Genomic DNA, 13,689 nt, shown 5'->3' with positions numbered 1-13,689 from the left:
TACTAAAACCAGATGCAAATAAATGCAAAATATATGATATTATTACAAATAGAAAATACTTTTATATTTTAGGGAGGTTAGCCCGATGGAAGTCATGCAACGTCAAAAATATATCCTAGACCAACTAAGGCAACAAGGAACAATCAAAATCACAGATATTAGTAAAGAAATTAGTGTCTCTCGCGAAACTGTTCGTAAAGATATTTACACTTTAGATAAACAGGGGCTAGTCCAAGCCATTCGTGGCGGGGCAACAACGCCACAAAGCGTCAATGAGACCAAGTATGGCAAACGACAGCATGAAGCCGTTGCGGAGAAGAAAGAGATTGCTACCAATGCACTTCGACTTATCCATGACGGCGAATCCATTTTCCTAGATTATGGCACCACGGCATTTCAAGTCGCTGAAAAAATCAAACATAGTCAACTAACTAACTTAACAGTTATTACTAACTCGACTTTCGTTTTAAATTCGCTACAGTTCGTTAAAGACATTCAATTCGTTTTATTAGGCGGCACTATGCGAACTAGCGAAGGGTCTCTATCAGGGCCAATTACATTAGATAACATTGATAATCTCTATGCAGATATCGGATTTTTTGGTTGTGGTGGCGTTGATCTGCAAGCTGGCATTACCAACCACTACATCGAAGAAGTTGAAGTTTCAAAAAAAATGATGTCACATTGTCGGATGAAAGTTATTTTGGCTGATCATACCAAATTCGAAAAAAACGCACTTTATAAAACTACAGACATTAGTAACGTGGACGCCATTATCACCGATGAACAATTAGATAGTCGGCTTGCGAAACAAATTCGGCTGGCTGACATCTCATTGATCAGCGGTAAATAAACAATAGAAGGACAAACAGTCAAGGGTACTTACATACCGCTTCCCTGTTTGTCCTTTGATGTTAAACTGATAAATTTGCCAAATATTGCTTGACTTTACAATTGAAACCGCTATCATAATAACCGTAATGATAAATAAAACAAACATTTGCAAAGGAGTTGCAAAATAATGAGTGAAGCAATTAAATCCAAAACAGTTGATTACTCTTCTGATGAATATCTAAAACGCGTTGATGAATATTGGCGTGCTGCTAACTACATCTCAGTTGGTCAACTCTATCTACTAAATAACCCGTTACTTCGGGAACCACTAAAGGCGACCGACGTGAAAGTTCATCCAATCGGCCATTGGGGCACGATTGCTGGTCAAAACTTTATTTATGCCCATTTAAACCGGGCAATCAATAAGTATGGCTTGAACATGTTCTACATTGAAGGCCCTGGTCATGGTGGTCAAGTAATGGTTTCTAACTCCTACTTAGATGGCACCTATACGGAAACGTATCCTAAAATCACCCAAGACAAAGCTGGGATGAAACGCTTATTCAAGCAATTCTCATTCCCAGGCGGGGTTGCTTCCCATGCCGATCCTAAGACGCCTGGTTCGATCCATGAAGGTGGCGAACTTGGCTACTCAATCCTGCATGGTGCTGGTGCAGTATTAGATAATCCAGGTTTAATTGCCGCTACCGTTGTTGGTGATGGTGAATCTGAAACTGGACCATTGGCAACTTCTTGGCAAGTTAACAAGTTCCTTAACCCAATTACAGACGGGACAGTCTTACCAATCTTGAACTTAAACGGCTTCAAGATTTCTAATCCAACAGTTCTTTCACGTGAATCACATGAAGAACTTGAAGACTACTTTAAAGGTCTAGGCTGGGATCCACACTTTGTTGAAGGTACAGACCCTGCCAAGATGCACAAAATCATGGCTGAAGAATTGGATAAAGTCATTGAAGAAATCCACGCAATTCGTAAGAACGCCAAGGATAACAATGATGAATCTCGTCCTAAGTGGCCAATGATTGTTTTCCGGGCACCTAAGGGCTGGACCGGTCCTAAGAGTTGGGACGGCGAACCAATTGAAGGTTCATTCCGGGCTCACCAAATTCCAATTCCTGTCGATCGCAATCACATGGAACACGCCGACAAATTAGTTGACTGGCTCAAATCATACAAACCAGAAGAATTATTTGATGAAAATGGTACTTTAAAACCAGAAATTGCCGCAATCATCCCTGAAGGCCAAGCTCGTATGGCTGCTAACCCCGTCACTAACGGCGGTAAGTTAACTAAAGACTTAATTACACCAAATATCGATGATTATGCTTTGGACAACAAGGATCACGGTAAGGAAGACGGTTCAGACATGACTGAACTTGGTAAGTACATCCGTGATTTAATTGAGTTGAACAAAGACAACAAGAACTTCCGTGGCTGGGGTCCTGACGAAACCTTATCTAACAAACTAGGCGCTGCTTTTGAAGATACCAAACGTCAGTGGATGGAACCAATCCACGAACCTAATGATGCTTTGTTAGCACCTCAAGGCCGGATTATTGACTCCATGTTGTCAGAACACATGGATGAAGGGATGTTGGAAGCTTACAATTTAACCGGACGTTACGGTTTCTTCGCAAGTTATGAATCATTCCTGCGCGTTGTGGATTCAATGTTAACCCAACACTTCAAGTGGTTACGGAATTCTCACGAAGAAACCCCTTGGCGGGCTGATGTACCTTCACTGAATGTGATTGCATCATCAACAGCCTTCCAACAAGATCACAATGGTTACTCTCACCAAGATCCAGGTATCATTTCACACTTGGCTGAAAAGAAGACCGAATACGTTCGTGCCTATCTTCCAGGTGATGCCAATACTTTGATTGCAACCTTTGATAAGGCTATCCAAAGCAAACAATTGATTAATTTAATCATTGCCAGCAAGCACCCTCGTCCACAATGGTTCACAATGGACGAAGCTAAGCGCTTAGTTCGTGATGGCCTTGGTGTTGTTGATTGGGCAAGCACTGATCATGGTGAAGAACCCGACGTTGTCTTCGCAACTGCCGGCTCTGAACCAACGACTGAAAGCTTAGCTGCCGTATCAATCTTGCATGCACGCTTCCCTGAAATGAAGATTCGCTTCATTAACGTTGTTGATCTTCTGAAGCTGAAGAAAGACGACCCTCGTGGTTTATCAGATGCTGAATTTGATGCTTTCTTCACTAAGGACAAACCAGTTATCTTTGCTTATCATGCATACGACGACTTAGTAAAGACCATCTTCTTCGATCGCCATAACCATAACTTACACGTTCATGGTTACCGCGAAGAAGGCGACATTACAACGCCATTCGACATGCGTGTTCGCAACGAACTCGATCGTTTCCACTTAGTCAAAGCTGCCTTATTAGCAACGCCAGCTTATGCCGAAAAAGGTGCCCATGTCATTCAAGAGATGAACAGCATTTTAGACAAGCATCATGACTATATCCGTGCTGAAGGTACCGATATTCCAGAAGTTGAAAACTGGAAATGGACTGCATTGAAGTAGAGTTTTAATCAATAATTCAGCGTAAATTAAAAGCGACTTTCAAATGAATTCTCATTTGAAAGTCGCTTTTTGCACATTATTAGTATTGCGGGTAACGCTTCATAATATCAATTTCTTTGCGATTCAGCGCATGATCAGCACACAAAATGATTGCAGCGCTTTCAGCATTATGCCGATAATGCTGACTATTCTTAATTGCAAATGGCATTGCACATCGATTAGCTAACCTGATATATTGTCCCAAAATCTCCATATCAAGACGACCATTAAATAATAGTTGATAATTCCGTTTCTTTTTCATAACCTTCTCAAGAATCGTCGTCCAATCATAACGCATTGCTTCACTAATCGTTATTTTAAGCTCGATCCGCTCATAAGCAGCGATTTTGTTCATCAGGCTTTAGTAATGGCAGCCCTAAAACTGCATTTTTGACACGAGCGTCAATGTCTAAATCTTTATTTTGCATTTTCTCACCTCAAGAAGATAAGCGACTACACTAAAGATCACATTTCCAAATTACACGTTCAATAATAATCACTAATCCTTCTCATAATTCCCGAATCACCCGCGCTGGATTACCACCAACAACCACGTTATCTCCAAAGGACTTGGTGACCACACTCCCCGCAGCAACAATCACATTATTTCCCAATGTGACCCCTGGACAAATAATCGCGCCACCGCCAACCCATAAATCATCTCCTAGATTCACAGACTTACCAATACCCATGGCACCATTGCGTCGTAACTGAGGGTCATCAGGATGATTCACAGAATAAATTTGTACTTTGGGACCTAATAGACAGTGTTTTCCAATCTTAATCGGGGCCACATCTAAAATCACGCAGTCATAATTAGCAAAGAAATCTTCACCAACGAATAGGTTATACCCGTAATCACAACGAAAGGTAGCATGAACTTCAATTTTATCACCAGTCGCGCCAAATAATCGTTTAATTATTTGTTGGCTTTTATGGGGATTCGTCTCACCGAGCTGATTGAAAGCTTCTACTTGTTGCCGTGCTATGGCTCGCTCACCGACTAGTTCTGGGTCATAAACATTAAACAACTCACCAGCAATCATTTTGGCCTTTTCACTCTTAATCACACTAATCACTCCACTTCTGATTCTGAATAAAAATGGTTATGGCCACAATATGTAACCACAACCATTTTGTGATATTCACTTTACTTTAAGAATGCCTTAGTCATGCCAACCATGGTTGCATAGTCTTCCATTTGTTCTTCAGTTAACGAGAAGGACAGCATCGTGTGGTGACCACCACCAGCTTGCATCCATTCTAGTGCACCTTTCTTTAAGCCCATCTTTGGGGTCCATAATTGCTTAGCAACTGGTAAATTAGGTGTTTCGGCTTCTGGCTTATTCGCATCTACCGCGTAGCTAATCATCTTGAACCCATCACGGAAATCGGCAACGGTGACATCAATTGCTTCACCTTCTGAACCAGTAAATACTAGGCGAGCAGGATCATCTCTACCCCCAATATCCAATGGATGAACTTCGACCCGTGGTTTATCACTTGCGATAGACGGATCAACTTCCAACATGTGTGAACCTAAGATCGCTTCATGACCATGACGCAAGTCTAACGTGTAGTCTTCCATAAAGGCGGTTTGCTTGTTGTGAGACATAATCTTCATAACCCGTCCTAAAGCAGCCGTCTTCCAGTCACCTTCAGCACCAAAACCATACCCATCACGAATTAATAATTGTGAAGCTAGACCAGGTAATTGCTCCATCCCCCAAAGATCTTCAAAGTTCGTGGTAAAGGCTGTGTAACCGCCTCTTTCTAAGAACCGCTTAATACCCAGATATTGTGCCAATTGAACCCGAACTGAATGTTTATACGTGTCCGCATCGTTATCACCTTGGACCATTTCATACCGAGACTCCAAGTCAGCGTATTCCTTATCAACATCAGCATCCGAAACCTTATTGATCTCTTCAACTAAGTCACCGATACCATAATAGTCAACTGTCCAGCCCATCTTAATTTGAGCCTCAACCTTGTCACCTTCAGTAACGGCCACATTACGCATTGTGTCGCCAAAGCGAGCAACCTTAACTTTAAAGCTCTCATTGTACGCTACGGCGACGTCTTCCCAACGTGCAATCTGCTCTTGCACATCTTCATCGCCCCAATAGCCGTAAACAATCTTATTATGTTTCTGCAACCGGGCGTTAATGTAGGCATACTCGCGGTCGCCATGGGCACTTTGGTTAAGGTTCATGTAATCAAAGTCAATGTCTGCATATGGAATATTATTCAAATATTGCGTTGCTAAGTGTAATAATGGTTTTTGTAACAGTTCAGTTCCACGAATCCAGTTCTTAGCTGGTGAGAATGTGTGCATCCAAGTAATAACACCGGCTACCTTATCATTGTAATTAACTTCTTTCATAAAGTTGGTGATACTTTCAGCCGTCGTCATAACATCCTTAAAGACTACTTTATAAGGTAACTTGCCGCTTGCATTCAATTTATCCGCAATATCTTGCGCATCCTTAGCAACAGACTTCAATTGTTCTTCACCATAAAGGTGTTGTGAACCGGTAACAAACCAAAACTCATAATCAGGTACTGATAACATAATTAAGCACTCCTCGTCTATTTGTATGTTTTTTAATTCAACTAATCCTTATTACTTGCGAACTGCATGATCCTTAGAATGCGCATTATTTTGACCATAATAGGCACTTGCACCATGCTTACGTAAATAATGCTTATCTAATAAATATTGTGGTAATTCGCTACTTGCACGGGTCAATTGCGCAGTATGATAATCTTCTTCGGCAACCACTTCCAACACTTTAGCATTGTAAACGGCTTTAGCTGGCGTTGGCCCCCAAGCAAATGGGCCGTGCTGGCTGACTAATGAGGCTGGTACAGCTTCATAATCGAGGCCCCGTTCTTGGAACGTCTTCACAATGGTTTTACCCGTGTTGCCTTCATAATCTGCTTCAATTTCTTCCTTAGTCAGCGCATCCGCGGCCGGCACGTCACCATAGAACGTATCAGCATGGGTCGTGTTCATAGCTGGCACATCCATTTGAGCAGCTGCATAGGCAACTGCCCATGGCGAATGAGTATGGACAATTCCGCCAATATTAGGAAAAGCGTTATATAACACCGTATGAGTCGGCGTATCACTAGACGGATTTAGTTTACCTTCAACCACTTCACCCTGTAAGTTAACAACGACTAAATCGCTTGGTTTTAATTCACCATAATCAACACCAGATGGCTTGATCACGAATAGGCCTTTTTCCCGGTCAATGCCCGAGACATTGCCCCAGGTAAAAGTAACCAGGCCCAGCTTCGGAAGCTGCATGTTAGCCTCATAAACTTCTTGTTTTAATGCTTCTAGCATTTTATTAACCCTCTTCTCTAATATTTGATTACTTGCCCAGCCGCTGCTTCAACTGGTAAGCCAGCTTGATAACGTTGAATAAATTCACGATATCCGGCCACCCGTTCCGGTTCTGGACTCAACGTCATACTTTCTGGCTCTTTAAAGACTTCTTGATCTAAGAAATCTTCTAGGTTCATTGCAGTTTGCCGACAAGCAAAGTTGGCTAACACTGCCATCCCCCATGGGCCGCCTTCACCAGCAGTACTCATTACAGTAATCGGAATGTTCAGTGCGTTGGCCAATACTTGTTGGCCAATTACCGGCGTTCGGAACAATCCACCCTGTGCAATCATAACGTCCGTTTGAACATGTTCTTCGTTAACAAGAATATTCATACCAAGTTGGAGGGGTGCGAACGCCGCATATAATTGGGTCAACATAAAGTTTGGTAAACTAAATTTACTGTTTGGTGTCCGTACAAATAGCGGCCGACCAGCTTGAATCTTAGTAATATTCTCACCGGATTGATAACTATAATTAGCCAACCCTCCAGCATCCGCATCAGCGCGAGTTGATTCCAAGAATAACGTTTCATATAATCGATCCGGTTTCAATTCCATTCCCAACCGGGCTGCAAACTCACGAAAAATCGTTGCCCACGCATTAATATCTGATGAACAATTATTAACATGCACCATTGCAACTGGTGACCCATCTGGCGTCATAACAATATCAATATCGCGATAGACTTTAGACAATGGTTTATCTAGAACGTTCATCGAAAATGCTGAGGTTCCCACCGAGATGTTACCCGTGCGTTTACGGACGCTGTTCGTACCGACCATTCCTGTTCCAGCATCCCCTTCTGGCGGTGCAATAACACTGCCAGCGTCGAGCGTGCCGCTCTGATCAAGTAAGCTCGCCCCGGCAGCCGTTAACTTTCCAGCAATGGCTCCCGCTGGTAAAACCCGCGGTAAAATATGCTGGATATCCCATGAATACGGTTTAACTTTGTCAAGTTGGCTAAACTTGGTTAACATCGTCTGATTGTATGTGTCAGTCGTTTCATCAATTGGGAAAACGCCAGACGCATCACCGATTCCTAGAACTTTCTCACCCGACAATTTCCAGGTTACATAGCCAGCCAGCGTTGTTATGAAGTCCACCTGTTTAACGTGCGCTTCATTATTTAAGATTGCCTGGTATAAGTGCGCGATACTCCACCGTTGTGGAATGTTGAAATCAAATAATTCGGTCAATTCATCTGCTGCTTGCCCCGTAATGTTATTACGCCAAGTCCGAAACGGAACTAATAATTTCGCTTGTTGATCAAATGCTAGGTATCCGTGCATCATGGCACTAATGCCAATAGCATTGATATGCTTCAAACTCATGTGATATTTACTGCGGACATCTGCTGATAATTGCGTATAACTTTGTTGAATTCCGGTCCAGACATCTTCAAGTGCGTAAGTCCAAGTACCATCAACAAATTGGTTTTCCCAAACGTAACTTCCCGAAGCAATCGTATTAAAATCGTCCGTGATCAAAACGGCTTTAATTCGAGTTGAGCCAAGCTCAATTCCTAAAGAAACTTTGCCAGTTTTAATCGCTTGGGCTGTTTCAACTAAATTCATCTGACCTGCCTCCTAATTAATGACTCGCTTGTTGTACGGGTACTTGTTTGTGATGATTCGTTCCTGCTGCTTCAATCTCTTCAAGTGAGTGACCACGAGTTTCTGGAACACAGAATCGAACGAATAGCACTCCTAATACACAGATCACACCGAACACCGCAAAAACTGCTTCTTGTGACATTGAAGCCGTCATAATTGGGAATAATAACCCCACAGCCCATGACCCAATCCAATTGAATGAAGAAGCTAAGCCTGATGCCCGACCGCGAACTGCAAGCGGAAAGACTTCACCCACGAGCACCCAAGTCAATGGTGCCCAAGTGAATGAGTAGAAAGCCACGTAAATCGATAAGAAGACAACAATCATCATTGGACTTGCATTTGGCACCAAACTATTAATAACAGCTGGTAGCAGGAATGATAATGCCATGACGGAACCACCCAACATCAATAAAGTCCGCCGATTGAATTTTTCAGCAATCCAAATGTAAAGTAATGATCCTAAAACTAATAAGATGCCTTGAACAATTGGCCACATTAGTGCTGAACTTGCAGCACTACCGGTTGCCTTTTCAACGATTAACGGAATGTAGTAAAAGATTGCATTAGCACCTTGAAATTGTTGAAAAGCTGCAACCCCAACACCTGCCATGACTAAGTACCGATATTTCCCATTGAACAAGGTCGCCCAGGAGGTCTTTTCTAAATTGTTAGCCTCCGTTTGGGCTGTTGATTGAATCGCTTTAACTTCACTGTCAACTTCATCTGGTTTACGAACAAAAGATAAAACTTGACGGGCTTCGTCTAACCGATTGGCTTTAATTAAGAACCGTGGGGATTCCGGCAACTTCAAGACTCCCAGAAAGAGAATAATCGCTGGAACCGCTGCCAATCCTAACATTAGCCGCCATGACATATTCTCGGGTAGATCCTTCAGAATATAATCAACAATGTAAGAAATTAACATCCCCGACACAATCATGGTCTGATTAATTCCAGATAAACTACCGCGCAATCGTGCTGGTGCCATTTCAGACATATATGCAGGTACTAGTGCAGAAGCAGCACCCACGGCTAACCCCAAGAAGATCCGCATGCCAATCAAATAGTAAGTTCCGTTGTTAGGTGAAAAGCCACACAGAATCGAGCCAATTGCAAAAATCAATGATGACATCAAGATCATCCGCCGACGACCTAGTCGATCCGCCAACTGACCGGCAATTGCAGCACCAAAAATTGCGCCAAACATTACTGCTGATGTCACCCACCCAACCAATGTTGCATTAGTCAATGCCCAATCGGTCTTCAGAAACGGTAATGCGCCTGTCATTACCCCAATGTCATACCCAAAGAGAATGCCACCAAACGAACCAAAGAAGAAAATAAATTTACTGGAAACCTTTTTCTGCTTATTCAAAATTGTTCCTCCTCATATCTGGACTTGTTAATAATTGCAAACCATTTTAGAAAGCCCTTTCAAAAAGAGTTGAATTTTAATTAACAACGTTATTACGATTCACCTTTTGATAAAACGCTTTCATTTTCGAACAACTACAGTCTAATATATTTATACGTATAAATCAACACAAAATTTTTTATCAGTACAAATTATTTATTCCTTTTCCGATTTGTCACGGCTACTAGCTGTTTCAGGCACAAAAAAACTGTCCTAATCCGTTTTCGATTAAGACAGTTATAAGTTCAACAGGGTTAATTTAAGTCTGCTACTGAAGTGCGAACAATCAGCTTAGGCGTATAGACGATCGACTCTACTGGCTGCTTGTGCAACAACCGTAGCATTTGCCGCCCCGTATCCTCGCCCATCGTCGTCTTCTCATGATTCATCGTGGTAATTCCTGGACTCATGTACCGTGACATATGGTAATCATCAAAGCCAACAATGGATATGTCTGTTGGAATGTTTAATCCCTTCCCTTTGAGATAATCCATCACCCGAATTGCTAGTTGGTCATTGTAACAGGCGATTGCTGTTGGTCGCTCATTATTTTGCAGATAAGTATCCAGCCGATGCGCTAATTTTTCAAAAGGATCACCAGACTGATACATCAAAATATTACTCTTATATGAAATCTCAGGCTGCTCTTGATAAGCTTTCACAAAACCATTCATACGATGAACCCCCTGAGCATCATCCACCTGAAAAATACCCAGAATGCTCTCATGACCCATTTCAAACAAATATTCAATCATCCGCTGTTCGGCCTCTTGGTCACTGGTTGTGACGGCTTGAAAGTCCAAATTAGGATAACTTGCATTAATGAATAACACGGGAATACCATTATCCTTAATTTCCTGATACAAGTCCATATTAGGATTGTCCAAAGCACTCTGAGTTGGTTCAATGATTAGCCCCGCAACCTTGCTATTGAGCATATTGATCAAATTTTTACGTTCACGTTGATGATTATTATGCGTATTGCCAAGTAGCAATGAGTAACCACCCTCCGAAATAACTTGATCAATCCCATAAATAATTTGCGGAAAGATATAATCTGCAACATGTGTCGCAATCACACCAATAATTTTACTGTCATGTTCACTCGACCAGTCCTTATGCCAATCTTGAACAAACATTCCCCCGCCTTGAATACGATAAATGAAATGCTCCGTTTCAAGGTCTCCTACAGCTCGTCGAATCGTATATCTTGAGACGGCAAAACGTTCCATCATTTCCGTCTCCGTAGGTAATTTTGCATCAATTGCATATTCTCCCGAAAGAATGGCTTCTTTCAGGGCATCTTTGACTTTTTGATATTTATTTTCCATACACTACTCCACTCAGTACTACCGTATCGACTCATTTAATGCCGATAGTACTCCCTTCTCCATCATACCGTCACCTACTCCAATCAGGAAAATAGAATTTTAAACCTCGTGCCGGCTATACTCTACGCTCTATTATATCAAATATAACTACAGTCAAACTTGGTTTCACTAATAACATTTCAAATAAATATTGTCACATAAAAACTATCGAGGCCAATTTATCCGCATCAATAAATATGTCAGTTTTCATTGCGTATAAATTCAATCTAATTCTTCTATTTCCCTTCGATATTTCCATTTTTCCCAAACTATGCTATTGTAGCGTTAACATAAGGAAACCATGATGGGAGCCAAATCTATGAGTATTGTAACTACTGTCGAGGAGTCGTATCCGACACTCTCACGACAAGAACGCAAAGTCGCCTTAAAGGTCATTCAAGAGCCGAAAGAAGTCCAAAAAATGACGATTTCTAGTCTGGCTAAGAACGTTCACGTTAGTAATGCGACCATTACCCGTTTTGTCAAAAAAATGGGCTGTGAAAACTTTTACGCCTTCAAAATTCAATTAGCCGAAGGACCAGTTGTCCCTGCAACAACCACTGACAAAAAAGATACCGTTGCGGACCAGGTCTATAGTTACTACAAGAAAATACTGAGTGGAACGTGGGAACGATTATCCCCCGACGATCTCCATGCCGCCGTTAATTTAATCTCCAAGGCTCGTCGAGTCTATCTGTACGGTCTGGGTAGCTCGGGCTATACCGCACAAGAGATGACCCAGCGCTTAATTCGAATGGGGATTGCCGCTTTCTCGATGACCGACACCCATATCATGTACATCAGCGGTGGCATCATGCAACCTGGTGATATTATCTTGGCCATTTCTCTTACTGGTGCTACAGCAGAAGTCAACGACTCAGTTGCGTTAGCCAAAAAGAAGCAAGCCAAAGTTATTGCCATTACGTCTGATGAACGCAGTCGCTTAGCAGAACTAAGTGATCTTACGATTCTCGTAAAAAACAGCAAATTCGTCAACAACTCGCGCTTTGTTAACTCGCAATTTGCCATAACCTACGCTCTTGATATTATCGCCGCCATGCTATTAGAGAATGCGAAGTATCGTGATCGAATGAATCATACGATCGATTTAATTACAGATAATAAATTCGGTAAACGCTAAAAAACTACCATCAAGATTTCAGCTAATCTTGATGGTAGTTTTTCCGATTTATCTCTGAGCAATTTGTGGGTATCGCTGCAATATGTCAACTTCAGTTCGATTAAGTGCATGGTCAGCGCACAGGATAATCGCTGCACTATCTAGATTATGATGATAAAAGTGACTATTTTTGACAGTAAACAAAATGCTATACTGATTCGCTAGCCGCATATAGCGCCCCATGATATCCATATCTAATTGACCGTTCAACAAAAGCTGATAGTCTCTTGGTTGCCGCAATACCGGCACTAGTACTGACGTAAAGTCATACCTCAGAGCCTGCTTAAATGAAATTTGAAGTTCAACTCGTTCGTAAAAGGTCCCTAAATAACGGTGTTGTTCATCTGGATGTAGATCCGGTACACCAAACATTCCATTTTGCAAACGAGTACCCAATACTTCCTCATTATCTTGCATTCGTCACTCCTATTTAAAGTCCACTTGCGTCAAATCTAACATTTCACTCAACCAACTTAGCACTAACGGAACCCAGTTCGCCGCACGTGGCTCAATATCTTCTGGGTAATTATATCGACTAGTTTCAACTGTACTCAAGCACAGACCGTGTTTTCCATGTGTAAATGTATGAATATCATACTCGACATGATGCCTAGCTAGTGCTTCTGCGTACAATAAACTATTCATTGTTGGCACTACCGCATCCGCACAAGTATTCCATAAAAACGTTGGCGGTGTCTGATCAGTAACTAGGTTCTGACTAGCCCAATATTGTTCATCTGGACTAATTTTAAAGGCCTCTTCTCGACTTTTCGGAAAACCTGCCGCCAAGTCGATAACCGGGTAACCTAAGACCTGCAAGCGTGACGTCAATGGGCTATCACCAAAGCCGTGAGTTTTGAGGTACTCAGTGTTATTCCCCATCGCGTTAGTTAATGCTGCGACGTGACTGCCCGCCGAGAAGCCCATCAAAATCGTCTTATTCGCATCACCATAATGTGGTGGTCCTTGAGTTTTAGCATACTTTAAGGCAGTCAAACCGACATCAATTGCGTTGGGATAAACTGGCCCGCGATCCAATAGATTGTATTCCACTACCATTGTCTGATAGCCCTGTGCACTAAAAGCCAAAGCAATCGGTTCTGCTTCACGCTCTGTCATTTGAATAAATCCACTGCCCGGAAAAATTAGAAGGATTGGCCATCTCCGAGGATCATAATCCATTTTAAGTTGGTCTTTCCAATAGCAGGTTAATTTAAATTCAAAATGTTGCGGCGTCATTAATCTCAATTGCTCATAT

General features: G+C 42.0%; 12 protein-coding genes. 3 read left to right on the top strand and 9 right to left on the bottom strand.

The genetic code is table 11. The annotated features are described in order from the left end of the window. Positions 1-85 precede the first annotated feature (85 nt). Together MZO41_RS04410 and MZO41_RS04405 are read left to right on the top strand one after the other, a co-directional pair. On the top strand, positions 86-853 hold the full coding sequence (locus MZO41_RS04410; RefSeq protein WP_003642911.1) for a DeoR/GlpR family DNA-binding transcription regulator: 768 nt from the start codon (positions 86-88) through the stop codon (positions 851-853). 168 nt (positions 854-1,021) lie between these two features. Then, positions 1,022-3,412: a phosphoketolase family protein gene (locus MZO41_RS04405; protein WP_033609041.1), complete on the top strand. Its 2,391-nt coding sequence runs from the start codon at positions 1,022-1,024 to the stop codon at positions 3,410-3,412. 79 nt (positions 3,413-3,491) lie between these two features. Here the strand turns inward: MZO41_RS04405 and MZO41_RS04400 are convergent, their stop codons facing one another. From MZO41_RS04400 to MZO41_RS04370, 7 genes are all read right to left on the bottom strand, one after another. After that, positions 3,492-3,806, bottom strand: coding sequence for a DUF1694 domain-containing protein (locus MZO41_RS04400; RefSeq protein WP_022638142.1), 315 nt, complete (start codon positions 3,804-3,806; stop codon positions 3,492-3,494). 154 nt (positions 3,807-3,960) lie between these two features. Next, positions 3,961-4,521, bottom strand: coding sequence for a sugar O-acetyltransferase (locus tag MZO41_RS04395; RefSeq protein ID WP_003643578.1), 561 nt, complete (start codon positions 4,519-4,521; stop codon positions 3,961-3,963). A gap of 80 nt (positions 4,522-4,601) precedes the next feature. Beyond that, entirely contained in the window at positions 4,602-6,026 is a 1,425-nt protein-coding gene (araA, locus tag MZO41_RS04390; protein ID WP_013356055.1) for an L-arabinose isomerase, read from the bottom strand. Between the two features lie 51 nt (positions 6,027-6,077). After that, positions 6,078-6,806 carry an L-ribulose-5-phosphate 4-epimerase gene (locus tag MZO41_RS04385; protein WP_003642916.1) on the bottom strand — a complete coding sequence of 243 codons (729 nt, stop codon included), beginning with the start codon at positions 6,804-6,806 and terminating at the stop codon, positions 6,078-6,080. A gap of 17 nt (positions 6,807-6,823) precedes the next feature. Continuing rightward, a complete protein-coding gene (locus MZO41_RS04380; protein WP_013356056.1) occupies positions 6,824-8,425 on the bottom strand; it encodes a xylulokinase in 1,602 nt (533 codons plus the stop codon). A gap of 16 nt (positions 8,426-8,441) precedes the next feature. Next, entirely contained in the window at positions 8,442-9,842 is a 1,401-nt protein-coding gene (locus tag MZO41_RS04375) for a sugar porter family MFS transporter (RefSeq protein WP_011102219.1), read from the bottom strand. A 293-nt stretch (positions 9,843-10,135) separates the two neighbouring features. Further along, positions 10,136-11,212: a GntR family transcriptional regulator gene (locus MZO41_RS04370; RefSeq protein ID WP_011102220.1), complete on the bottom strand. Its 1,077-nt coding sequence runs from the start codon at positions 11,210-11,212 to the stop codon at positions 10,136-10,138. A 358-nt stretch (positions 11,213-11,570) separates the two neighbouring features. On the opposite strand from MZO41_RS04370, the gene MZO41_RS04365 reads away from it, so the two are divergent. Next, positions 11,571-12,392, top strand: coding sequence for a MurR/RpiR family transcriptional regulator (locus tag MZO41_RS04365; protein WP_003646207.1), 822 nt, complete (start codon positions 11,571-11,573; stop codon positions 12,390-12,392). A 48-nt stretch (positions 12,393-12,440) separates the two neighbouring features. Here MZO41_RS04365 and MZO41_RS04360 read toward each other — a convergent pair whose 3' ends face one another. Together MZO41_RS04360 and MZO41_RS04355 are read right to left on the bottom strand one after the other, a co-directional pair. Continuing rightward, on the bottom strand, positions 12,441-12,848 hold the full coding sequence (locus MZO41_RS04360) for a YueI family protein (protein ID WP_003646208.1): 408 nt from the start codon (positions 12,846-12,848) through the stop codon (positions 12,441-12,443). Between the two features lie 9 nt (positions 12,849-12,857). Next, a complete protein-coding gene (locus MZO41_RS04355) occupies positions 12,858-13,670 on the bottom strand; it encodes an alpha/beta hydrolase (protein ID WP_257785065.1) in 813 nt (270 codons plus the stop codon). Between the last annotated feature and the right edge of the window lie 19 nt (positions 13,671-13,689).

The organism is Lactiplantibacillus sp. C232, assembly GCF_023806725.1.
Lineage (GTDB): Bacteria > Bacillota > Bacilli > Lactobacillales > Lactobacillaceae > Lactiplantibacillus > Lactiplantibacillus plantarum.
Note: the sequence above shows the minus strand (reverse complement) of the source record. Positions and strands in the feature narration are given on the sequence as shown.

Bases quoted from the DNA above. Each gene is read 5' to 3' on its own strand.
- MZO41_RS04410 (WP_003642911.1), top strand. From the start codon at position 86: ATGGAAGTCATGCAACGTCAAAAATATATCCTAGACCAACTAAGGCAA.
- MZO41_RS04370 (WP_011102220.1), bottom strand. From the start codon at position 11,212: ATGGAAAATAAATATCAAAAAGTCAAAGATGCCCTGAAAGAAGCCATT.
- MZO41_RS04380 (WP_013356056.1), bottom strand. From the start codon at position 8,425: ATGAATTTAGTTGAAACAGCCCAAGCGATTAAAACTGGCAAAGTTTCT.
- araA (WP_013356055.1), bottom strand. From the start codon at position 6,026: ATGTTATCAGTACCTGATTATGAGTTTTGGTTTGTTACCGGTTCACAA.
- MZO41_RS04365 (WP_003646207.1), top strand. From the start codon at position 11,571: ATGAGTATTGTAACTACTGTCGAGGAGTCGTATCCGACACTCTCACGA.
- MZO41_RS04385 (WP_003642916.1), bottom strand. From the start codon at position 6,806: ATGCTAGAAGCATTAAAACAAGAAGTTTATGAGGCTAACATGCAGCTT.
- MZO41_RS04355 (WP_257785065.1), bottom strand. From the start codon at position 13,670: ATGACGCCGCAACATTTTGAATTTAAATTAACCTGCTATTGGAAAGAC.
- MZO41_RS04405 (WP_033609041.1), top strand. From the start codon at position 1,022: ATGAGTGAAGCAATTAAATCCAAAACAGTTGATTACTCTTCTGATGAA.
- MZO41_RS04360 (WP_003646208.1), bottom strand. From the start codon at position 12,848: ATGCAAGATAATGAGGAAGTATTGGGTACTCGTTTGCAAAATGGAATG.
- MZO41_RS04400 (WP_022638142.1), bottom strand. From the start codon at position 3,806: ATGAACAAAATCGCTGCTTATGAGCGGATCGAGCTTAAAATAACGATT.